Consider the following 20,703-nt stretch of genomic DNA (forward strand, 5'->3'; position numbering starts at 1 on the left):
CCTTAGCGCTGCGCGTTCTGGCAGCGCTCGGGATGCTTGCGGCACTCCTTCTCGCGCTTGCGCATCTCCCGGCCGCGGTTGCGATCGGCTTCGTCCTGGCTGGTGGTGGCCCAGTCAACTGCCTGGCCGCCGGCGCGGACCGGCAGCGTCACGACCTTGGCGGCGGTCTTCACCACGCATCCCCCCGCCAGCAGCGGCAGCACGAGCAGAACGGGGAGGATGCGCATGGGATAAGCCTTACTTGCCGTTGGTCGTCAGGAAGCTATCCCGAGCCGGCACGCCGATGGAAGGGAAATCGGTGAAGAAGCCGTCGATGCCGGCTTTCAGGAACGCGGTGATCTCTTCGTCGAGCCGGCCATGCGCGGCCGGATCGGTGCCGACCCGATAGGCGGGCATCAGGAAGAAATTCTCGGCGCGGAAGGTCCAGGGATGGAGCTTCAGGCCTGCCGCATGCGCATCGGCGACCAGGGTCGACGGCGTGCCGTCGGTGGCGAGGATCTGGGTCAGCTCGGGACCGATGCCGGCGGCGTATTGCGCGACGGCCTTCAGCCCCTCGGGTGTCGCCATCTCCTTGTAGCTGGCATAGGCGTGATCGGCCGGGCCTTCGCTGCCGGCCATCAGCTGGATCAGCGGCACCTTGGTCATCGTGTGGAGCTGCTTGAGGTTGTTCACCTCGAACGACTGGATGAACACCGGCGCGTCGGCGCGGTCCCAGCCGGCGGCCTTGAGCTTGGCGACGAGGCGCGCCTCCAGCGGCAGGCCGATCGAGGCGAAATAGCTCGGATGCTTGGTCTCCGGATAGATGCCGATCACCCGATGCAGCCGTGCAGACTCCTTCTTGGCGAGCGCGATGATCTCGTCGAGCGTCGGGATCGTCGCCTGGCCGTCATAGGCGGTGTTTCCCGGACGGAGCTTGGGGAGGCGTTCCTTGGCGCGGAGCGTCTTGAGCTCGGCCAGGGTGAAATCCTCGGTGAACCAGCCGGTGATCGTCTGGCCATCGATCGTCTTGGTGGTCTTGCGGGCCGCGAATTCGGGATGCGCCGCGACGTCGGTCGTGTCGGTGATCGCATTCTCATGCCGCGCGACCAGCTCGCCGTCCTTGGTGGGGACGAGATCCGGCTCGATGAAATCGGCTCCGAGGTCGATCGCGCGCTGATAGGAGAGCAGGGTGTGTTCCGGCCGCTCGCCGCTGGCGCCGCGATGGCCGATCACGATGATGCGGGGCATGGGTTTCTGCATGGGCTTTCCTTGTCCGAAAGCGACGGTGGGCACCAGCAGTGCCATCGCCAACAGCATCCATCTCGTCACGGTCGTCTCCTTCGGCTAGGCGGGTAGAAAGCGGATGTGACGGGAGCGCGACAATTGGCGGATAACGACGGCGTTCTGGCAGCCGCGGAGGCCTGGCGCGGGGCGAAGATGGCGCTGGCGACGGTGGTGACCACCTGGGGCTCCGCCCCGCGTCCGCGCGGCAGCCATCTGCTCGTCCACGAGGACGGGCGGTTCGAAGGCTCGGTCTCGGGCGGGTGCGTCGAGACCGACATCCTGCAGACCGCCGCCGAAGTGATCGCCGGCGCGCCCGCGGTGGTGAAGGACTATGGCGTCGCCGATGCGGCGGCGTGGGAAGTGGGACTGCCCTGCGGTGGGCAGATTGCGGTGCTGGTGCAGCCGGTCGCCGCGAACGGATTTCCGCCCGAGCTGTTCGACGCGATCCGCCAGGCGCGCGCCGAGGGCCGCCCGATCGAGGTCGGCACCGATCTCGCCACCGGGCAGAGCGCGATTCGAGCGGAGGGGTTCGTCAACCGCTATGATCCGCCACGGCGGCTGCTGATCGTCGGCGCGGTGCAGATCGCGCAGGCGTTGGCCGGGTTGGCGCGCGAGCTGGGCATCGCGACGACGGTGATCGACCCACGTGGGCGCTTCCTCACCGAGGAGCGCTTCCCCGGCGTGACGCTCGACGATCGCTGGCCGGACGAGGCGGTGACGGCGCTCAAGCCCGATCCGGCGACGGCAGTGGTGACGCTGAGCCACGATCCCAAGATCGACGATGCCGCGCTGATCGCGGCGCTGGCGCACCCCACCGGCTATGTCGCGGCGCTCGGCTCCCGGCGCAGCCAGGCGGCGCGGCTGGAACGACTTGGCGCGGCGGGCGTCTCAGCGGAGGATCTCGCGCGGATCGAGGGGCCGGCGGGGCTTTCGATCGGGGCGATCGGTCCGTCCGAGATCGCCCTGTCCATCGCCGCCGCCATGGTAAAGACCTTCCATGCTGACTCCTGAAAAGACCGCCCTCGTCCTGCTCGCCGCGGGCAAGTCCGAGCGCTTCGCCGACGGCGACAAGCTGACCGAGGAATATCTCGGCCACCCGCTGGCCTTCCATGTCGTGACCGCGCTGGAGAACATCCCGTTCCTCGCCCGGATCGCGGTGGTGTCGGACACGACGCTCGATTTCGCCGCGCGCGGGTTCCAGGTGGTGGAGAACCCCGATCCGTCGCAGGGCCAGGCGCGCTCGGTGCGCTACGGCGTGCAGGCGGCGGAGCAGGCGGGCGCGCAAGCCGTGCTGATCGCGCTGGCCGACATGCCGCGCGTCACCATCGCGCATTGCTACCGGCTGTTCGAGGCATCGGACAATGGCGCGACGTTGGTCGCTTCCAGCGACGGCGTCCAGCCGATGCCGCCCGCGCTGATCGGCCGCGATCACTTCGCCGAGCTGTGCAGCCTCGAAGGCGATGCCGGCGCGCGGACGCTGATCCTGCGCGGCCACCATGTCATCACCCGGCCCGAGGAACTGGTCGACATCGACACCCGCGAGGATCTCGAGGAACTGCGCGGGCGCGAGGCGGCCGCGGCTATTCGTGCCGCAAGGCGTCGATCGGATTGAGCGCGGCGGCGCGGCGCGCCGGGAAGAAGCCGAACACGATGCCGATCAGCGCCGAGATCGCGAAGCTGATCAGGTTGATCGACAGGTCGAAGGTGAAGGGCAGGTCGGCCAGCTTGGCCAGGCCCCAGGAGGCGAAGAAGGCGAGGCCGACGCCGATCAGTCCGCCCAGGCACGACAGCGCCACCGCCTCGACCAGGAACTGCAGCAGCACTTCCTTGCCGAGCGCGCCGATCGCGAGCCGGATGCCGATCTCTCGGGTACGCTCGGTGACTGATACCAGCATGATGTTCATGATGCCGATGCCACCGACCAGCAGGCTCACCGCGGCGATGGCGGCGACGAACAGCGTCATCTGCTGCATCTGGTTGCTCACCGTCGAGGCGAATTCGGCGCTGTCGAAGATGTCGAAATTGTCGGGCTGGTCGGGGGTCAGGTGGCGGCGCTCGCGCAGCAGGCCGACGATCGACTGCTTTACCGCTGCGGTATCATAGCCGGGCGCCACCGCGATCTGGATCGCGAGGACATTCTGGTTGCCGACGAAGCGGCGCTGCACCGTCTTGAGCGGCAGCACCACGGTGGAGTTGGGGTCGGTAAAGCCGGCATTGTCGCGCTTCTTGAGCACGCCCACCACCTCGCAGCTGACGGTGCCGAGGCGGAAACGCTCGCCGACCGGATCGTCGTTGGCGAAGAGATTGGCGCGGATCGTGTCGCCGATCACGCATACCGACTTGCCGGCGCTCTGCTCGGCTTCGGTGAACCGCCGTCCGGCCGCGAACTCGAGATTCTGCGCTGTGAAATAGTCGTTGCTGGTGCCGGTGACGGACGCGTTCCAGTTCTGCGCATTACGCACCGCCAGCGCCGAGGCGGAGGCTTGCGGCGCCACCGCGCTGACCCCGCTCACCTGCTGGCGGATCGCCTGGATGTCGCCATTCTCGAACTGGGGCGGCGCATTGCCACCACCGCGCCGACCGCCGCTGGGGAAGACCGTGAGCGTGTTGTTGCCAAGCGAGCTGATCGACGCCTGCACCGAAGCGGAGACACCGTTGCCCAGCGTCACCATGGTGATGACGGCGGCGACACCGATGATGATGCCGAGCGTCGTCAGGAACGAGCGCAGGAGGTGGCGGCGGATTTCGCGCAGCGAGAGGAGTAGGGTGGTGAACAGCATCGCCTCAGACCCCCAAGCCGGCGGGGACTTCGGTCCGTTCGACCAGCCCGTCCTTGAAATGCACGATCGTCCGCGCGAAGCTCGCCATCTCGGGCTCGTGGGTCACCATCAGCACGGTGATCCCCAGCTCGGCATTGAGCCGTTGGAGAAGCTTCATGATCTCGACCGAGCGTTCGCTGTCGAGGTTGCCGGTCGGCTCGTCGGCGAGCAGCACATCGGGTTTCGTCACGATCGCCCGGGCGATGGCGACGCGCTGCTGCTGGCCGCCGGAGAGCTCCGACGGCGTATGGTCCGCCCAGCGATCGAGCCCGACCTGCTCCAGCGCCGCCATCGCCGCCTCGCGCCGCGCCTTGCGGTGCTCGCCGCGATAGAGCAGCGGCAGCTCGACATTCTCGAGCGCGGTGGTGCGGGCGAGCAGGTTGAACCCCTGGAACACGAAGCCGAGATAGCGGCGGCGTAGATAGGCGCGCTGGTCGCGATCGAGCTGCTCGACATGGACGCCCCGGAACCGATAGCTGCCGCCCGTCGGCACATCGAGGCAGCCGAGGATGTTCATCGTCGTCGACTTGCCCGATCCCGACGCCCCCATCACCGCCAGGAATGCGCCTGCCTCGATCGTGAGATCGACGCCCTTGAGCGCCTGGAACGCGGTCGGCCCCTCGCCGAACGTCTTGGTGATGCCCTGGAGCTGGATCAGCGGCTCGGCCATGTCAGTTCTGGTCGTCCTTGGCGGGCTTGGCCGCGCCGTTCGCCTGGACGCCGACGATCACTTTCATGCCGGGCTTGAGCTGGGTGCTGGTGACGGCGGTGCGGCTGCCGTCGCTGGGGCCGGTGACGACCTCCACCTTTTGCGGTTTGCCGTCGCTGCCGACGACATAGATGGTCTGCTTGCTGCCGCGGCCGATCGCCTTTTGCTGCTCCTCGCGGCGCGGGCCGAACTGGATTCCGCCGCCGCCGTTCTTGGCACCGGCATCCTGGGGCGTGAAGCGCAGCGCGCCGTTGGGGATCAGCAGCGCATTGTCCAGCTTCTCGACGCCGATCGTCGCGGTCGCGGTCATCCCCGGGCGCAGCGTCAGGTCCGGATTGGCGACCGAGAGGATCGCCGCATAGGAAACGACCTGGTTGGCGGTGGTGGTGGTGCTGGTCGTGGCGCTGGTCGTTGCCGTCGAGGCGGTGAGGTTCGAGCCGAGGTCGACGCGGGTGATCTGCGCCGGAAAGGTGCGGCCGGGAAAAGCGTCGACGGTGAAACTCGCCGGCAGCCCGACCTTGACCGAGCCGACATCCGCCTCGTCGATTGCGACCTCCAGCTTCATATGGGTCAGGTCCTGCGCGATCACGAACATGTTCGGCGTGCTGAACTGCGCGGCGACGGTCTGGCCGGCGTCGACCTGGCGGGCGAGCACCACGCCGTTCACCGGCGAGCGGATGATCGAGCGGGTGCGCTGGGTCTGGTTCGACGACAGCGAGGCCTGGGCCGAAATGACATTGGCCTGGGCGGAGCGCAGATTGGCGCGCGCGCGGGCGACGGCGGCACGTGCGGTATCGAGCTCGGTTTTCGCGGGCACCTTGCCGCCAGACAAGCGGTTGACTTCCTCCATGCGGCGGAGCTGCGCGGTCGCCTCGTCCAGCGTCGCCTGGGTCTGCGCGACCGCGGCCTGGTTGGCGGACAGCGTCGCGCGGCTCTGGGTGATCGCGTCGTCGAGCCGGGCGGGGTCGATGATCGCGATCGTCTGCCCCTCGGTCACCCGGTCGTTGACGTCGACCAGCACCTTGAGGACCAGTCCCGAGATTTCGGAGCCCACCGTCACCTGCCGGATCGGCGCGAGCCTACCGGTGGCGGAGACGGTCACCGCCAGCGCGCCCTTCTCGGCGGGCACGGTGATGTAATTGGGCGGCGGCTTGGGCGCGAAGCAGCGCGAGACGAGCAGCCCCAGCACCACCACGACCAGCGCGATGATGATCCAGCGCAGGTTGCGCCGCCACCAGGGGCGCGGCTTGGTGCCCAGAAAGGTGTCGAGGTCCTGCGGGTCACTGGCCATCGGTGGCGCTGCCTGTTCTTGGAGGGAGGGGTGGGATCGGCGCGGCTTCGTCCCAGCCGCCGCCAAGCGCGACATAGAGCTGGATCAGCGCGGTCGCCTGTTCGGACTCGGCCTGGGACAGGCCGTTCTTGGCCGAAAGCAGCGCGCTTTCGGACTGGTTGAGCGTGGTGAAGTCGGTCAAGCCCGAGCGATACTGGAAGCGGGCGAGCAGTGCCTGGTTAGTCGCGGCCTCCAGCGCAGTGCGGAACGCCGCCTCACGCTCGCGGGCGGCCTGGAGCGCGACGATCGCATTCTCGATCTCCTCCATCGCCTGCAGCACGCTGGCCTTGTAGCTGTAGAAGGCGCCGTCCGCCCCGGCGCGGGCCGAGCGGAGCTGGCTGCGCAGCCGGCCCGAATCGAAGATCGTCTGGGCGACATTGGCGAAGGCGCGGCCGGTGATCAGGTCGAGCAGCGAGCGCACCGAGCTGCTGCCCGAGCTGATGCTGCCGCCGAGGCTGAGGCTGGGGTAAAGCTGGGCGCGGGATACGCCGATCTGCGCGGAGGCGGCGGCGAGGTTGCGCTCGGCCGCGCGCACATCGGGCCGCTGGCGCAGCGCATCGGCGGGAATGCCGGCGGCGACGCTGGCGGGGCCGCGCGGGATCGGCTTGGGCGCTGCCATCGCCTCGCGCAACGCGCCGGGCGTCTGGCCGGTCAGCACGCCCAGCCGGGCGACATTGGCGGCATAGCTGCTCTCGAGCTGCGGGATCGAGGCGGCGGTCTGCGATCGCTGCGCGCGCGCCTGTTCGGCATCGAGCGAGGAGACCAGGCCCGCCTGCACCCGCCACTGCGCGATCTGGAGATTCTCGTCCTGGATGGCGAGGCTTTCCCGCGCGTTGGCGAGCTGCGCCTGGGAGAGCCGTGCCTGCACATAGTTGCGCGCGGTTTCGGACTCGACCGACAGCAGCACCGCCGCCCGGTTGAACCCGGCCGCCTCGAAACTGGCCCGAGCGCTGCGGACGCCGCTGCGCACCCCGCCGAACAGATCGGCCTGGTAGCTCGCGTCGAGACCCAGCGAAAAGTTGCTGCTGCCGCCCTGCGAGAAGGAACCGATGGTGCCGTCGGGCAGCTGCGTGGTGATGCTGCCGCCACGCAGCGGCTCGTTGCGCGAATACCCCGCCGAACCGCGCACCGTCGGCAGCAGCGCCGAGCGCGACTGGACCAGCGACTCGCGCGCCTGGCGCAGCCGGATCACCGCCTGGGCAATATCGAGATTGGCGGTCTGCGCCTGGCCGATCAGCTGACCGAGCATCGGATCGTCGAACCTGTCCCACCAGCGCGCCAGATCCTCGCGCGCCTGCTGCTGCGGGTCGACCGAGAAGCGATCTGGCAGATCGATCGGCGCTGGGCTCTGTTGCGGGCGGGCGGAACCGGTGGAGCAGGCTGCAAGCGGCAGTGCCGCACAGAGCAACAGAGCAAGCGCAGGTCGTGCCATAGCGTTTTATATGGCTGATACGGTTTCGTACTTCCACTGAAATATGTTCGCAAAATGTAACGATGTTGCAACGTCGGGTGCCTTGCCTAGCCACCCCTTGCGCTCCTAGATGCCCGCCGACCAGGAGGGGTCTTGATGAGCGAGAATCTGTATCCGGTGCCGGAAAGCTGGGCGAAGACCGCCCGCGTCGATGCCGCAGCGTATGAACGTCTCCACGCCCAGTCGCTGTCCGATCCGGACGGGTTCTGGCTGGAACAGGCCCGGCGGCTCGACTGGATCGTCCCGCCGGCCACTGCCGGCGACTGGTCCTTCGACGAGGCCGATTTCCGCATTCGCTGGTTCGCCGACGGCAAGCTCAACGTCGCCGCCAACTGCCTCGACCGCCATCTCGCGACGCGCGGCGACCAGACTGCGATCCTGTGGGAGCCGGACGATCCCAGGGAAGATCCGCGCCGGATCACCTACCGCGAACTCCACGAACAGGTCTGCCGCTTCGCCAATGTGCTGAAGGCGGAAGGCGTGCGGAAGGGGGACCGGGTCACCGTCTACATGCCGATGATCCCCGAGGCGGCGGTGGCGCTGCTCGCCTGCGCGCGGATCGGCGCGATCCATTCGGTGGTGTTCGGCGGCTTCTCGCCCGAGGCCCTCGCCGGCCGCATCGTCGATTGCGACAGCCGCATCGTCATCACCGCCGACGAGGGCCGGCGCGGCGGCAAGCGCGTGCCGCTCAAGGCCAATGTCGACGCTGCGCAGAAGCATGCGCCCGTGCTCGAAAAGGTCATCGTCGTGCAGGCGACCGGCGGCGGCGTCGTGATGCAACCCGGCCGCGACCTCTGGTACCACGAGGCGGCCGCCAAGGTCTCCGCCGACTGCCCAGCCGAGCCGATGGGTGCCGAGGACCCGCTGTTCATCCTCTACACCTCGGGTTCGACCGGCAAGCCCAAGGGCGTGCTCCATTCGAGCGGCGGCTATCTGCTGTGGGCGGCGTACACCCATGAGGTGGTGTTCGACTACCGGCCGGGGCAGGTCTATTGGTGCGCGGCGGACATCGGCTGGGTCACCGGGCACAGCTATATCGTCTACGGCCCGCTGGCCAATGGCGGGATCACGCTGATGTTCGAAGGCGTGCCGACCTGGCCCGATGCCGGCCGCATGTGGCAGGTGGTCGATCGGCACCAGGTCGAGATCCTCTACACCGCGCCCACCGCGCTCCGCGCGCTGATGAAGGAAGGCGACGGCTACGTCACCGCGACCAGCCGGACGTCGCTCAAGCTGCTCGGCTCGGTCGGCGAGCCGATCAACCCGGAGGCGTGGCGCTGGTATCATGACGTGGTGGGCGAGGGGCGCTGCCCGATCGTCGATACCTGGTGGCAGACCGAGACCGGCGGTCACATGATCACCCCGCTGCCGGGCGCCACCGCGCTCAAGCCGGGGTCTGCGTCGATGCCGTTCTTCGGTATCGAGCCGCAGCTGGTCGACGGCGACGGCGCGCTGCTCGAAGGTGCCACCGAGGGCAATCTCGTCATCGCGCGGAGCTGGCCGGGGCAGATGCGCACCGTCTGGGGTGATCACGAGCGTTTCTTCCAGACCTATTTCACCACCTATCGCGGCAAATACTTCACCGGCGACGGATGCCGCCGCGACGGTGATGGCTATTACTGGATCACCGGCCGGGTGGACGACGTGATCAACGTCTCGGGCCACCGCATGGGTACTGCCGAGGTGGAGAGCGCGCTGGTGCTCCACGACAAAGTGGCCGAAGCGGCCGTGGTCGGCATGCCGCACGACATCAAGGGGCAGGGCATCTATGCCTATGTGACGCTCAATGCCGGCGAGGAAGCGAGCGAGGCGCTCCGCAAGGAGCTGCGCGACTGGGTGCGCGGCGAGATCGGCCCGATCGCCACGCCCGACGCGCTCCAGTTCGCCCCCGGCCTGCCCAAGACCCGTTCGGGCAAGATCATGCGCCGCATCCTGCGCAAGATCGCCGAGGGCGATGTGAGTAGCCTGGGCGACACCTCGACGCTGGCCGATCCCGCGGTGGTCGACGATCTGGTCGCCAACCGAGTTGGGTGATCCGGCTCCCCCTCCCGCGCTCCGCGGGAGGGGGGATGCCCATGCGTACAGTTTCGCTTGTAACAAAATTCCATTGCGACGCCCCGCACCCCCCGTTACACTTGCCTAACACACACCGTGGTGGGGAAGCCTAACATCATGAAATTGCGTCGTTCCTTGTTGCTGACCAGCGCCGTTGCGCTGCTCGTCGCGTCGCCTGCGCTCGCCCAGGGCGGCAAGCCCAAATATGGCAGCTTCGGCGTCGACCTGACCGCGCAGCAGGCGGGCGTGAAGCCCGGCGATGACTTCTGGACCTTCGCCAATGGCGGCTGGGCCGCGCGCACCGAGATCGCCGCCGACCGCACCTCGGCCGGTCCGTTCGTCGATCTGGCGCTCGCCGCCGAGAACAATGTCCGCGCGCTGCTCGACGACATGGCCAAGAACCCTGCCGCTTACGGCGCGAGCGGCAAGCAGGTCGGCGATTTCTACGCCAGCTGGATGGACGAGGCCGGCATCGAGGCGCGCGGCACCGCGCCGCTCAAGCCCTATCTCGGCCGCATCGCGGCGGTGCAGGACAAGGGCGCGCTGCAGGTGCTGTTTGCCAGCGTCGGCTATGCCACGCCGGTCGAGGTGGAGATCACCCCCAGCCTCGCCGATCCGACCAAGTATACCGCGGCGGTGGGCCAGGGCGGCCTGGGCATGCCGCGCGACTATTTTCTGAACCAGGGCGCGAAGTTCGATGCGGCGCGCACCGCCTATCGCGCCTATGTGCAGAAGATCCAGGAACTGGCGGGCATCCCCGATGCCAGCGCCAAGGCCGATGCGATCGTCGCGCTCGAGACCGCGATGGCCAAGGTCCAGTGGTCGCCCGAGCAGAGCCGCGACATCGCCAAGCTCAACGACCCGCAGACCATCGCCGGGCTCACCGCCAAGGCGCCCGAGTTCGACTGGGCGCTGATGCTGAAGACTGCCGGGCTGGACAGTTCGCCGCAGATCCTGATGACCCAGAACACCGCGCTGATCGCGCTGGGCAAGATCTTCGCTGCGACGCCCTTGCAGACGTGGAAGGACTATCTCGCCTATCGCTTCGTGAGCGATCACGCGACCTATCTGCCCAAGGCGTTCGACCAGGCGCGGTTCGACTTCTATTCGAAGACGCTGTCCGGCGTGCAGGTACAGCGCGAGCGTTGGAAGCGCGGCGTGCAGATCGTCAACGGCGCGCTCGGCGAGGCGGTGGGCAAGGCCTATGTCGCCAAATATTATCCGCCCGAAGCCGAAAAGCAGATGGCCGAGCTGATCGAGAATCTACGCGATTCCTATCGCGAGCGGATCGAGGCTTCGACCTGGATGGACGACGCGACCCGCAAGGCCGCACTCGCCAAGCTCGCCGCGTTCGAGCCGCGCATCGGCCATCCGGAGAAGTATATCGACTATTCGGCGCTCAAGGTGGAGCGGGGCGATCTGCTCGGCAACGTGATGCGCTCGGGGGAGTTCGAGCATCAATTGGCGCTGTCGCGCTTCCCCAAGCCGGTCGATCGCAGCCTGTGGGCGATGACGCCGCAGACGGTGAACGCCTATTATAACCCGCTGTCGAACCAGATCACCTTCCCGGCGGCGATCCTGCAGCCGCCCTTCTTCGACCCCTATGCCGATCCGGCGGTCAATTACGGCGCAATCGGCGCGGTGATCGGCCATGAGATGGGCCATGGCTTCGACGATCAGGGCAGCATGTTCGGCCCCACCGGCAAGTTCGAGAACTGGTGGACGCCCAAGGCCAAGGAAGACTTCGCCGCACGCACCAAAGCGCTGGCCGGCCAGTACGACACCTATGAGCCGGTGCCGGGCACCAAGATCAACGGCCGGCTGACGCTGGGCGAAAATATCGGCGATCTCGGCGGCGTCGAGGCGGCGTACGGTGCATACCAGAAGTATCAGGCGAAGCACGGCAAGGCGAAGCCGGTCGGCGGGCTGACCGGCGACCAGCGCTTTTTCCTGGCCTATGCCCAGGCCTGGCGGGTGAAGGTGCGCGAGGATGCGCAGCGCCAGCAGCTGCTCACCGATCCGCACTCGCCGGCGACTGCGCGCGTCAACGGCATCGTTCGTAACGTCGATGCCTGGTACAAGGCGTTCGACATCAAGCCGGGCGACAAGCTGTACCTCGCACCGGAGCAGCGCGTGCACATCTGGTAAGCGCACCCCGTATCTTTACGGAAAAGGCCCGGCAGCGATGCCGGGCCTTTTTGCATTCTGCGAGAGAAAACGTTCGCACTTGCAGCGACTGCAACTGTGGCGGAGGGGCTTTGCAGTTGCGGACTCAGCCGACGACAACCAGATGCGGCGCCCGCGCTGCATTGCAGCAAAGCTGTTTCGAGGTAGTCATGTTTTCGCTGATCGCGCTTTATTTCGCCCATCGCCGTATGGCTGCTACGGGCCAGCTGATTCCGGCGAATGTCCGCGCGCTTGCGGCAGCCAACGAGCAGGAAGCGCTGGCCGTTCTGCCGCTCGCGGCCTGACTTCGAGACTCGTTCGCCTACTCCCCCTCGGGCGAACGACAGGGGCGCCGCTGTCCCCCCATTTCCGCGGCGCCCCGTCCCTCTTTCGGTGACGGTGCTTATTTGACGCCGTGCATCCAGCGCTTGAGCGGCCAGCTGAGCAGCAGCAGCAGAAGCCCAAGCCCGATCGCCCATTCCGAGATCAGCGTGAACACGCTGAGATAGGTCTCCAGGCTGACCTTGAGATTGGTCACCTGGCCGCCCACCGTCTCGACGCTGGCGAACTGCGCGATCACGCCCGCGACATATTGCGCGACCGAGATCGACAGGAACCACACGCCCATCATCATGCCGACGATCCGTGCGATCGACAGCTTGGTGATCATGCTGAGGCCGACCGGCGAGATGCACAGCTCGGCGAAGCTGTGGATGAAGTAGAGCCCGGCGATCCACCAGACCGAGACCTTGAAGCTGCTGTCGGCCCAGTTGGCGCCCCAGACCAGGAACAGGAAGCCGCAGCCGACCGCGACCAGCGCGATGCCGAACTTCACCGGGATGCTCGGCTCCAGCCCGCGCTTGGCGAGGCCCGCCCACAGCATCGACATCAGCGGTGCCAGCAGCACGATGAACAGCGCGTTGAAGCTTTGCGTCTGCCCTGCGGTCATGGTGAACCAGCCGAAGATCGACAGGTTGGTATTGCGATCGGCGAACAGGGTGAGCGAGGAGCCCGCCTGCTCGAACAGCGTCCAGAACACGACGTTGAACACGATCAGCACCATCGCCGCCATCATCATCTGGAACTCGCGGCGATCGCCCGCGAAGAACGACCAGACGAGGATCGCCGGTACGCCGATCAGGAAGGTGCCGAACAGCAGCTTGCCCATCAGCGACAGCGACGCGACATAGCCGAGCAGGCCCGAACCGGCCGGCGCGGGCTCTGCCGCCATCAGGTTGATGTAGAGCAGATAAAAGAGCGGGATGACGCACAGCGCGCCGATATAGATCAGGATCTGCTGGCGGCCGGTGGCGGCCTTGGCGGGCGGTTCGCCGATGCCGTTGAGCTTGCCCCCGTCCAACTGGATCAGCGCCCAGGAGCAGAGCATGCCGATGGCGGCAAGGCCGAAGCCCGCCCACCAGCCGACCGCGACGGCCAGCCATGGGCAGAGCGCCTGCGACAGCATCGAGCCCAGGTTGATGCCCATGTAGAAGATGGTGAAGCCGGCATCCCGCCGGCTGTCGCCGGGGCGGTAGAGCTCGCCCACCATGGTCGAGATATTCGGCTTGAAGAACCCGTTGCCGACCGAGACCATCGACAACGCGATCAGCATCACCATCACGTAGAAGGGGCTGCGATCGGCTTCGGATACGAACCCGCCCTTGGCGATGGTGCGCACCGTCTGGCCATTCTCGCTGAGGGTGATCGAGCCGTCGTCATTGCCCTTGATCAGCTGCTTGTGGCCGGCATCGAGCACATAGCGCTGCTCGCCCGCGGCGGTCTTCTCGATTGCGACTTCATAGCGCTGCCCGTCGATCTTGGCATAGGGCGTCGCGGTCTGGCCGCCGAAGCACAGCACGAAATAGCCGATCGACATCAGGATCGCGCCGAACTTCACCGCGCGCTTGGAGCCGAGGAACTGGTCCGCCAGATAGCCGCCGACCAGCGGGGTGAGATAGACTAGGGCGGTGTACCCGCCATAGAGGCCGGTTGCCTCGCGATCACCGAACAGGAAATGCTGGGTGAGGTACAGCGTCAGCAGCGCCCGCATGCCGTAGAAGCCGAAGCGCTCCCACATTTCGGTGGAGAAGAGGCGCGCCAGCTGGCGGGGATGGCCGAACCAGGTCTTTTCGTCGGCGGGGTTTACGTGGGAGATATCCGGTTCTGCCGGAGAATCGGCAGTGGGTGTGTCGACCATGCAGGTTTACGTCCTAAAGGTGGGATCCGGGCGCATGGGCCCGGTGCATGGGCGCGCAGACTAGAGCCTGCATCGCCGCTGTAAAGTCGCCCGGCTTGGCGGGGGCGGGACAGCACCCTAGATGGCGCGCATGACCTTCAACGATCGCGCCACGCCGCTCCGCCTCCTCCAGACCCGCCGATCGGGCAAGCCGCGCGACCTGGTGGCGCCGGGGCCCAGCGACGAGCAGCTCGACCAGATGGCGGCGATCGCCGCGCGAACGCCCGATCACGGCAAGCTCGCCCCCTGGCGCTTCGTGATCGTGCCGGACGACGCGCGCCCAGCGCTGGCACTCAAGCTCGTCGAGATTCTCCGCGCCGAAAAGCCCGACGCGACCGCCCGCGACGAGGAGGCTGCCGCGCAGTTCGCCACCCAGGCACCGGCGCTGGTGGTGGTGCTCTCCGCCCCCGTCCAGCCGCACAAGGTGCCGCTGTGGGAGCAGGAGCTGTCGGCAGGCGCCGCCTGCATGAACCTGCTCCATGCCGCGCACGCGATGGGCTTTGCCGGCGGCTGGCTGACCGGCTGGCCTGCTTATTCCGACGCGGTGCGCGACCTGTTCGGCAGCGAGGGCCAGCGCATCGCCGGCTTCGTCTTCCTCGGCACGCCCGGCCGTCCGCTCGAGGAGCGCCCGCGCGGCGAACTGTCCCAGATCGTCCATCGGTGGAATCCCTGAGTATGGACTCGAAGGGCATCTGCTGTATTATGGCAGCATGACAGCCCTGGAGCACGAAGACAGCCCGGTCTACCTCAAGCTGCGCGCGATCATCGCCGCGGCGATCCTGCGCGGCCAGTACCGCGCGGGGGACCAGCTTCCCTCGGTCCGCGCGCTCGCCGCCGAGCATGGCGCGAACCCGTTGACCGTGGCCAAGGCCTATCAGAGCTTCCAGGACGACGGCTATGTCGAGGTCCGCCGCGGCGTCGGCATGTTCGTCGTGCCCGGTGCGGTCGAGCGGCTGCGCACGGCGGAGCGCGAACGCTTCCTCACCGGCTTCTGGCCGCGGGTGAGGGACCATATCGCGCTGCTCGGCCTCGATGCGCGCGCGCTGCTCGATGGCAGCCACGAGATCGCCTGAGGCCATGGCCGAGCCCAAGCCGGGCTGGAAGCGCACGCTGGCCGGCTGGGCGGCGACGCTGGGCATCTTCTTCCTGTTCCAGAGCGCGGTGGCGCGGCCCTATTACATCCCCTCGGGATCGATGATGCCCGCGCTGCGCACCGGCGATCGGCTCGTCGCGACCAAATTCCCCTATGGCTTCTCGCAGGCCTCGCTGATGGTTCATGGCAAGGGCATTTCGCCCGTGCGGCTGTTCGGCGGCACGCCGGCGCGCGGGGACATCGTCATCGTCGTCCGGCGCGGCGACGGCGAGGATCTGATCAAGCGGGTGATCGGGCTGCCCGGCGATACGGTGGCGGTGCGCCACGGCGTGGTGATCCTCAACGGCAAACCCGTGCCGCGAGTCGCCGAGGGGCGAGCCCGGATCCCGGTCGACGCGGCGGTGCCGTGCGACGAGGGCCCGATCGCCGCGTTCCGTACGCGGGAAGCGGACGGCAAGCTCTATTGCGAACCCCCGCTCTATCGCGAGACGCTGCCGAACGGGGCGAGCTATAACGTGCTCGACCTGGGGGACACCATGCTGCCGAACGGCTTTCTCAGCCCCGGCGACAATTATGGGCCGATCACCGTACCCGCGGGCCATGTGTTCCTGATGGGCGACAATCGCGACCAGTCCGCCGACAGCCGTTTCGGTTCGGATGAACTGGGGCTGGGCGGCCCGGTGCCGCTGGAGACGATCGCCGGTCGCGCCGAACTGGTGACGCACAGCTTCGACGGCGAGGGGTCGTGGTTCAACCCGCTCGCCTATGTAACCGCGATCCGCTGGGATCGCAGCTTCACCAGCCTGCGGCCCAAGCGCGCCGATTGAGCACGATGCTGCAATGGGTCGTCGCGGCGGCGATCGTGGTGGCGATACCGCTGCTGGTCCGCTGGGGCCTTGGCCGCACGCGGGGCAAGGCGGGTGCCGCGGCGCTGATGCTCGGCCTCGCCTTCGGGCATCTGTTCGATCCTGCCCGGGCAGAGGCCACCGAGTCGCTGCAGAAGCGCCGCGAGCAGGGCGAGGCCGCTGGCGAAGAAGCCGGTGCCGCGTCATTGGGTACTTCCCCTAAGCACCTCTCCGAATAGGGGTTTCGCAGGTCCGGGCGCATGCCTCCCGCCGACAGGGTTTCGGATGGAGGAAGCGATGTTCGAACAGGCAATCCAGACCGTGCGGACGCAAGGGCACCAGCCCGCCCGCTATGGCAATTTCATCGGCGGCCGCTGGGTGGATCCCATCGAGGGCCACTGGTTCACCGATCACAGCCCGATCAACACCAGGCCGCTGGCCGAGATCGCCCAGTCCACGCCCGCCGATGTCGAGGCGGCACTCGATGCCGCGCATGCCGCACGGGTGCGCTGGGCCGCCGTCTCGCCGCAGGAGCGCGCGCTGATCCTCAACCGAGTCGCCGATCGGCTCGAGGCGAATCTGGAGCTGCTCGCGCTCGCCGAGACGATGGATAACGGCAAGCCGATCCGCGAGACCCGCGGCGCCGACGTGCCGTTGGCGATCGATCATTTCCGCTATTTCGCTGGCTGCGTCCGCGCGTCCGAAGGCACGATCTCGACGATCGACGAGAAGACCATCGCCTATCACTTCAAGGAGCCGATCGGCGTGGTCGGCCAGATCATCCCGTGGAACTTCCCGCTACTGATGGCGGCGTGGAAGATCGCGCCGGCGCTGGCGGCGGGCAATTGCACCGTGATCAAGCCCGCCTCGCAGACCCCGCTCAGCCTGCTGCTCTTCGCCGAGCTGACCGCGGACATCCTGCCGCCGGGCGTGGTCAACATCGTCACCGGGCCGGGCGCCTCGGTGGGCCGGGCGATCGCCGCCAATCCGCGCATCGGCAAGGTGAGCTTCACCGGCGAGACCACCACCGGCCGCCAGATCATGCAGTACGCCGCCGAGCATCTGATCCCGCAGACCATGGAACTGGGCGGCAAGTCGCCCAACATCTTCCTGGCCGACGTGATGCAGGAGGACGACGCGTTCCTCGACAAGGCGCTGGAAGGCTTCGCGCTGTTCGCCTTCAACAAGGGCGAGGTGTGCACCTGCCCGAGCCGCGCGCTGGTGCAGGAATCGATCTTCGAGACGTTCATGGAGCGCGCCGTCAAGCGTGTCGGCGCGATCAAGGTCGGCGATCCGCTCGACCCCACCACGCAGATGGGGCCGCAGGCCTCCGAGGACCAACTCCACAAGATCCTCGGCTATATCGATGTGGGGCGCAGCGAGCTTGCCGAGTGCGTGACCGGCGGCACGCGGGCGCTGCCGGGCGGCGCGCTCGACCAGGGCTATTTCGTCGAACCCACGGTGTTCGTCGGCCACAACAAGATGCGGATCTTCCAGGAGGAGATCTTCGGGCCCGTCCTCTCTGTCACCACCTTCAAGACGGTGGAAGAGGCGATCGAGATCGCCAACGACACCCCCTATGGCTTGGGTGGCGGCGTGTGGAGCCGCAACGGCATCCAGGCCTATCAGATCGGCCGCGCGATCGAGGCCGGCCGCGTCTGGACCAATTGCTACCATGTCTATCCCGCGCATGCGGCGTTCGGCGGGTACAAGGAGTCGGGCTTCGGCCGCGAGACGCACAAGATGATGCTCGACCATTATCAGCAGACCAAGAACCTGCTGGTCAGCTACGACACCGCCGCGCGCGGCCTGTTCTGAAAAGCGGAGAGGAATCCCATGCGCAAGACCATGAAAGCCGCCGTCGTCCGCGAATTCGGCAAGCCGCTGGTGATCGAGGAAGTGCCGGTGCCGCAGGTGGGGCCTGGCCAGATCCTGGTGAAGATCGCGGCGAGCGGCGTGTGCCACACCGATCTCCACGCCGCGGAAGGCGACTGGCCGGTCAAGCCCAAGCCGCCCTTCATTCCCGGCCATGAAGGCGTCGGCCATGTCGCCGCGGTGGGGGCGGGCGTCACCCATGTGAAGGAAGGCGACCGGGTAGGCGTGCCCTGGCTCTACACCGCCTGCGGCCATTGCATGCACTGCCTGGGCGGTTGGGAGACGCTCTGCGAGAGCCAGCAGAACACCGGCTATTCGGTGAATGGCGGGTTTGCCGACTATGTGCTGGCGGACCCCAACTATGTCGGCATCCTGCCCGACACTGTCGGCTTCGTGGAGATCGCGCCGGTGCTGTGCGCGGGCGTGACGGTCTACAAGGGTCTCAAGGTCACGGATACCAAACCGGGCGACTGGGTGGCGATCTCCGGCATCGGCGGGCTGGGGCATATGGCGGTGCAATATGCCAAGGCGATGGGGCTCAATGTCATCGCGGTCGACATCGACGACGACAAACTGGCACTGGCGCGGAAGCTGGGCGCCGAACTGACCGTCAACGCGCTGCACGAGGACCCGGCGGCATTCGTGAAGAAGGCGATTGGCGGCGCGCGGGGCGTGCTGGTGACCGCAGTTTCGACCAAGGCATTCCAGCAGGCGCTGGGCATGGTCGGGCGCGGCGGCACCGTTTCGCTCAACGGCCTGCCGCCGGGGGACTTCCCGCTCTCGATCTTCGACACGGTGCTCAACGGCATCACCGTGCGCGGCTCGATCGTCGGCACCCGGCTCGACCTGCAGGAGGCGCTCGATTTCGCCGGGCAGGGCAAGGTCCATGCGACCGTCGCCACCGAGCGCCTGGAAAACGTCAACAGCGTGTTCGATCGGATGCGCAAGGGCGAGATCGAAGGGCGGATCGTGCTCGACATGGCCTGAAGCGCCATCGACAGGGGCGGCGGCGGTTCCTAAGCTGCCGCGCATGCAGGACAATCTCACGGCCGCGCGGCCGAGCTTCGTCACCCATCTCGAATGCTCGATGACGGGCGAGACCTATGCGGCGGACCAGCTGCACGGGCTCTCGCGCGTCGGGCGGCCGCTGCTGGTGCGCTATGATCTGGCGGGGGTGGGCGCGGCGCTGACTCGCGAGGCGCTGGCGGCGCGGCCGACGGATCTGTGGCGCTGGCGCGAACTGCTGCCGGTGCGGCGGGCGGAGAGCATCGTCTCGCTCGGCGAGATCGAGACGCCGCTGATCGACATTCCCAAGTCCGGGGGGCCGGGTGCGATCGTCAAGGACGAAGGCCGGCTGCCGACCGGCTCGTTCAAGGCGCGCGGGCTGGTGATGGCGGTGAGCATGGCGCGCGAGCTGGGCGTCACGCGCATTGCGATGCCGACCAACGGCAATGCCGGCGCGGCACTCGCCGCCTATGCCGCGCGCTGCGGCATCGAGACGGTGATCCTCTGCCCGGAAGAGACGCCGGAAGTGAACGTCCGCGAGATCGCCGCGCAGGGGGCGCGGGTCTACCGGGTCAACGGCCAGATCGACGAGTGCGGGGCGATCGTCGGGCGCGGGGCGGCGGAGGGGCGCTGGTTCGATTTCTCGACGCTCAAGGAGCCGTACCGGATCGAGGGCAAGAAGACGATGGGGCTGGAGCTCGCCGCGCAGTGCGGCTGGGAGCTGCCCGACGCGATCTTCTATCCCACCGGCGGCGGCACCGGGCTGATCGGCATGTGGAAGGCGTTCGACGAGCTGGAGCGGCTCGGCTGGATCGGATCGAAGCGGCCGCGGATGTATGCGGTCCAGGCATCGGGCTGCGCGCCGATCGTCCGCGCCTTCGAGGCGGGCGAGGAGCATGCCGAGCGCTGGGAAAATGCCGCGACGGTCGCGGCGGGCATCCGCGTGCCGCGCGCGGTGGGTGACTTCCTGATCCTGCGCGCGGTGCGCGAGTCCGGCGGGCGGGCGCTGGCGGTGGGCGATCCCGCAATCCTGCAGGCGGTGGACGACTGCGCGCGCAAGGACGGGCTGCTGCTCTGCCCCGAGGGCGGAGCGACGCTGGCGGCCTATCGGCAGGCGATGCGGGACGGGCTGGTCGATCCGAAGGAGCGGACCGTGCTGTTCAACTGCGCGACCGGGTTGAAATACCCGTTGCCGGAGGCGGGGACGTGGCTGGACAAGGATGCGGTGGGGGATCTGGCGGCGTTGTGAGGAGATGAAGCCCTTTTGCTTGAAGGGCGTGTAGTGTCATGGCAGCGTGCACAGGTGTACGAACGCTATGAGCCTCCGTCAGACTTCTTGAAGGGCATTATCGCGGAAGAGGTGACGCTTGCCGACGGCCCCCTTGCGCAGGCCAACCTCAATCTCCTCATCGAACTCACGCGGGATGCGGATCGCGCAAACCGCGACTGGGCCACCATGCTCCTGAGCCAGGAGGGAGGCGATACGCCTGCGGTGCGAGCGGTTCTTCTTGTTGCTGCGAGAGACGAAGACGCAGTCATCCGAGCGGAGGCCGCGCTGGGGCTGGCAAGCCGCGATCCCGGACTCGCATTGCCGTTCGTGCAGGAAGCCCTGCGCGGGAACACCATTACCCCACCCATGCTGGAGGCGGCCGCGCTTTGCGCGCATCCCTCGCTGATCGAGGATCTGCGCGTCTGGGCGGAACCGTCCGACAACGCGTTCGCGGACAAGCTTGCCGCCGACGCATTGGCGGCCTGCCTGCGCGCTGAGCCGAGAGCGAATCTCTGACCTCCCCCTCCGTCAGGCCTGCGGCGGCACCTCCCCCTGGCGGTGGAGGA

Annotated in this window: 20 protein-coding genes; 13 read left to right on the forward strand and 7 right to left on the reverse strand. The window is 67.6% G+C overall.

Going from position 1 to position 20,703, the window contains the following annotated elements:
* Window positions 1–2: 2 nt before the first annotated feature.
* Both GGR89_RS14820 and GGR89_RS14825 read right to left on the reverse strand, forming a co-directional pair.
* Window positions 3–227 carry a hypothetical protein gene (locus GGR89_RS14820; protein ID WP_125976267.1) on the reverse strand — a complete coding sequence of 75 codons (225 nt, stop codon included), beginning with the start codon at window positions 225–227 and terminating at the stop codon, window positions 3–5.
* A gap of 10 nt (window positions 228–237) precedes the next feature.
* Complete coding sequence (locus GGR89_RS14825) at window positions 238–1,239, reverse strand: glycerophosphodiester phosphodiesterase (protein WP_241213232.1); 1,002 nt, start codon at window positions 1,237–1,239, stop codon at window positions 238–240.
* A gap of 123 nt (window positions 1,240–1,362) precedes the next feature.
* On the opposite strand from GGR89_RS14825, the gene GGR89_RS14830 reads away from it, so the two are divergent.
* Both GGR89_RS14830 and GGR89_RS14835 read left to right on the forward strand, forming a co-directional pair.
* A complete protein-coding gene (locus GGR89_RS14830) occupies window positions 1,363–2,274 on the forward strand; it encodes an XdhC family protein (RefSeq protein ID WP_125976269.1) in 912 nt (303 codons plus the stop codon).
* The gene (locus tag GGR89_RS14835; RefSeq protein ID WP_125976271.1) at window positions 2,261–2,875 is read left to right on the forward strand and encodes a nucleotidyltransferase family protein; all 615 of its coding nucleotides are present in this window, start codon (window positions 2,261–2,263) and stop codon (window positions 2,873–2,875) included. Before GGR89_RS14830 ends, GGR89_RS14835 begins: the two co-directional genes overlap by 14 nt.
* Here the strand turns inward: GGR89_RS14835 and GGR89_RS14840 are convergent.
* From GGR89_RS14840 to GGR89_RS14855, 4 genes are read right to left on the reverse strand one after another with little or no spacing between them, the layout of a single operon-like run.
* A complete protein-coding gene (locus GGR89_RS14840) occupies window positions 2,844–4,043 on the reverse strand; it encodes an ABC transporter permease (protein ID WP_125976273.1) in 1,200 nt (399 codons plus the stop codon). The genes GGR89_RS14835 and GGR89_RS14840 overlap by 32 nt on opposite strands.
* Before the next feature lie 4 nt (window positions 4,044–4,047).
* Complete coding sequence (locus GGR89_RS14845) at window positions 4,048–4,752, reverse strand: ABC transporter ATP-binding protein (RefSeq protein WP_125976275.1); 705 nt, start codon at window positions 4,750–4,752, stop codon at window positions 4,048–4,050.
* 1 nt (window position 4,753) lies between these two features.
* Window positions 4,754–6,082, reverse strand: coding sequence for an efflux RND transporter periplasmic adaptor subunit (locus GGR89_RS14850; RefSeq protein ID WP_125976277.1), 1,329 nt, complete (start codon window positions 6,080–6,082; stop codon window positions 4,754–4,756).
* A complete protein-coding gene (locus GGR89_RS14855) occupies window positions 6,072–7,553 on the reverse strand; it encodes an efflux transporter outer membrane subunit (protein ID WP_125976279.1) in 1,482 nt (493 codons plus the stop codon). Before GGR89_RS14855 ends, GGR89_RS14850 begins: the two co-directional genes overlap by 11 nt.
* Before the next feature lie 135 nt (window positions 7,554–7,688).
* On the opposite strand from GGR89_RS14855, the gene acs reads away from it, so the two are divergent.
* The 3 genes from acs (at window position 7,689) to GGR89_RS22705 (ending at window position 12,118) form a co-directional block, all read left to right on the forward strand.
* Window positions 7,689–9,626 carry an acetate--CoA ligase gene (gene acs / locus GGR89_RS14860; protein WP_125976281.1) on the forward strand — a complete coding sequence of 646 codons (1,938 nt, stop codon included), beginning with the start codon at window positions 7,689–7,691 and terminating at the stop codon, window positions 9,624–9,626.
* A gap of 138 nt (window positions 9,627–9,764) precedes the next feature.
* Window positions 9,765–11,795 carry a M13 family metallopeptidase gene (locus tag GGR89_RS14865; protein ID WP_206431082.1) on the forward strand — a complete coding sequence of 677 codons (2,031 nt, stop codon included), beginning with the start codon at window positions 9,765–9,767 and terminating at the stop codon, window positions 11,793–11,795.
* A 188-nt stretch (window positions 11,796–11,983) separates the two neighbouring features.
* The gene (locus GGR89_RS22705; protein ID WP_277600108.1) at window positions 11,984–12,118 is read left to right on the forward strand and encodes a hypothetical protein; all 135 of its coding nucleotides are present in this window, start codon (window positions 11,984–11,986) and stop codon (window positions 12,116–12,118) included.
* A gap of 98 nt (window positions 12,119–12,216) precedes the next feature.
* On the opposite strand, the gene GGR89_RS14870 is transcribed toward GGR89_RS22705, so the two are convergent.
* Complete coding sequence (locus GGR89_RS14870; RefSeq protein ID WP_125976283.1) at window positions 12,217–14,010, reverse strand: peptide MFS transporter; 1,794 nt, start codon at window positions 14,008–14,010, stop codon at window positions 12,217–12,219.
* Window positions 14,011–14,140: 130 nt separating this feature from the next.
* On the opposite strand from GGR89_RS14870, the gene GGR89_RS14875 reads away from it, so the two are divergent.
* The 8 genes from GGR89_RS14875 to GGR89_RS14910 are packed head-to-tail and all read left to right on the forward strand — an operon-like array spanning window position 14,141 to window position 20,653.
* Complete coding sequence (locus tag GGR89_RS14875; protein ID WP_125976364.1) at window positions 14,141–14,722, forward strand: nitroreductase family protein; 582 nt, start codon at window positions 14,141–14,143, stop codon at window positions 14,720–14,722.
* A 37-nt stretch (window positions 14,723–14,759) separates the two neighbouring features.
* Window positions 14,760–15,122, forward strand: a complete 363-nt coding sequence (locus tag GGR89_RS14880; RefSeq protein WP_125976284.1) for a GntR family transcriptional regulator — start codon at window positions 14,760–14,762, stop codon at window positions 15,120–15,122.
* 4 nt (window positions 15,123–15,126) lie between these two features.
* Window positions 15,127–15,969 (forward strand): signal peptidase I, encoded by an 843-nt coding sequence (lepB, locus tag GGR89_RS14885; protein WP_125976366.1) that lies wholly within the window; start codon window positions 15,127–15,129, stop codon window positions 15,967–15,969.
* The gene (locus tag GGR89_RS14890) at window positions 15,966–16,226 is read left to right on the forward strand and encodes a hypothetical protein (protein ID WP_125976286.1); all 261 of its coding nucleotides are present in this window, start codon (window positions 15,966–15,968) and stop codon (window positions 16,224–16,226) included. Before lepB ends, GGR89_RS14890 begins: the two co-directional genes overlap by 4 nt.
* Window positions 16,227–16,284: 58 nt before the next feature.
* Window positions 16,285–17,805 carry an aldehyde dehydrogenase family protein gene (locus GGR89_RS14895; protein ID WP_125976288.1) on the forward strand — a complete coding sequence of 507 codons (1,521 nt, stop codon included), beginning with the start codon at window positions 16,285–16,287 and terminating at the stop codon, window positions 17,803–17,805.
* Between the two features lie 18 nt (window positions 17,806–17,823).
* Entirely contained in the window at window positions 17,824–18,849 is a 1,026-nt protein-coding gene (adhP, locus tag GGR89_RS14900) for an alcohol dehydrogenase AdhP (protein WP_125976290.1), read from the forward strand.
* A gap of 43 nt (window positions 18,850–18,892) precedes the next feature.
* Window positions 18,893–20,116: a threonine synthase gene (locus GGR89_RS14905; protein ID WP_125976292.1), complete on the forward strand. Its 1,224-nt coding sequence runs from the start codon at window positions 18,893–18,895 to the stop codon at window positions 20,114–20,116.
* Between the two features lie 54 nt (window positions 20,117–20,170).
* On the forward strand, window positions 20,171–20,653 hold the full coding sequence (locus GGR89_RS14910) for a lyase (protein WP_126000987.1): 483 nt from the start codon (window positions 20,171–20,173) through the stop codon (window positions 20,651–20,653).
* The last annotated feature ends 50 nt before the right edge of the window (window positions 20,654–20,703 follow it).

Origin of the sequence: Sphingomonas trueperi, assembly GCF_011927635.1 — a bacterium.
Lineage (GTDB): Bacteria > Pseudomonadota > Alphaproteobacteria > Sphingomonadales > Sphingomonadaceae > Sphingomonas > Sphingomonas trueperi.

What these genes read in the sequence shown, in the direction of transcription:
- GGR89_RS14855 (WP_125976279.1), bottom strand. Translation starts at nt 7,553, where the DNA reads ATGGCACGACCTGCGCTTGCTCTGTTGCTCTGTGCGGCACTGCCGCTT.
- acs (WP_125976281.1), top strand. Translation starts at nt 7,689, where the DNA reads ATGAGCGAGAATCTGTATCCGGTGCCGGAAAGCTGGGCGAAGACCGCC.
- GGR89_RS14850 (WP_125976277.1), bottom strand. Translation starts at nt 6,082, where the DNA reads ATGGCCAGTGACCCGCAGGACCTCGACACCTTTCTGGGCACCAAGCCG.
- GGR89_RS14835 (WP_125976271.1), top strand. Translation starts at nt 2,261, where the DNA reads ATGCTGACTCCTGAAAAGACCGCCCTCGTCCTGCTCGCCGCGGGCAAG.
- GGR89_RS14825 (WP_241213232.1), bottom strand. Translation starts at nt 1,239, where the DNA reads ATGCAGAAACCCATGCCCCGCATCATCGTGATCGGCCATCGCGGCGCC.
- GGR89_RS14895 (WP_125976288.1), top strand. Translation starts at nt 16,285, where the DNA reads ATGTTCGAACAGGCAATCCAGACCGTGCGGACGCAAGGGCACCAGCCC.
- lepB (WP_125976366.1), top strand. Translation starts at nt 15,127, where the DNA reads ATGGCCGAGCCCAAGCCGGGCTGGAAGCGCACGCTGGCCGGCTGGGCG.
- GGR89_RS14845 (WP_125976275.1), bottom strand. Translation starts at nt 4,752, where the DNA reads ATGGCCGAGCCGCTGATCCAGCTCCAGGGCATCACCAAGACGTTCGGC.
- GGR89_RS14820 (WP_125976267.1), bottom strand. Translation starts at nt 227, where the DNA reads ATGCGCATCCTCCCCGTTCTGCTCGTGCTGCCGCTGCTGGCGGGGGGA.
- GGR89_RS14865 (WP_206431082.1), top strand. Translation starts at nt 9,765, where the DNA reads ATGAAATTGCGTCGTTCCTTGTTGCTGACCAGCGCCGTTGCGCTGCTC.
- GGR89_RS14905 (WP_125976292.1), top strand. Translation starts at nt 18,893, where the DNA reads ATGCAGGACAATCTCACGGCCGCGCGGCCGAGCTTCGTCACCCATCTC.
- GGR89_RS14840 (WP_125976273.1), bottom strand. Translation starts at nt 4,043, where the DNA reads ATGCTGTTCACCACCCTACTCCTCTCGCTGCGCGAAATCCGCCGCCAC.
- GGR89_RS22705 (WP_277600108.1), top strand. Translation starts at nt 11,984, where the DNA reads ATGTTTTCGCTGATCGCGCTTTATTTCGCCCATCGCCGTATGGCTGCT.
- GGR89_RS14875 (WP_125976364.1), top strand. Translation starts at nt 14,141, where the DNA reads ATGACCTTCAACGATCGCGCCACGCCGCTCCGCCTCCTCCAGACCCGC.
- GGR89_RS14870 (WP_125976283.1), bottom strand. Translation starts at nt 14,010, where the DNA reads ATGGTCGACACACCCACTGCCGATTCTCCGGCAGAACCGGATATCTCC.
- GGR89_RS14880 (WP_125976284.1), top strand. Translation starts at nt 14,760, where the DNA reads ATGACAGCCCTGGAGCACGAAGACAGCCCGGTCTACCTCAAGCTGCGC.
- adhP (WP_125976290.1), top strand. Translation starts at nt 17,824, where the DNA reads ATGCGCAAGACCATGAAAGCCGCCGTCGTCCGCGAATTCGGCAAGCCG.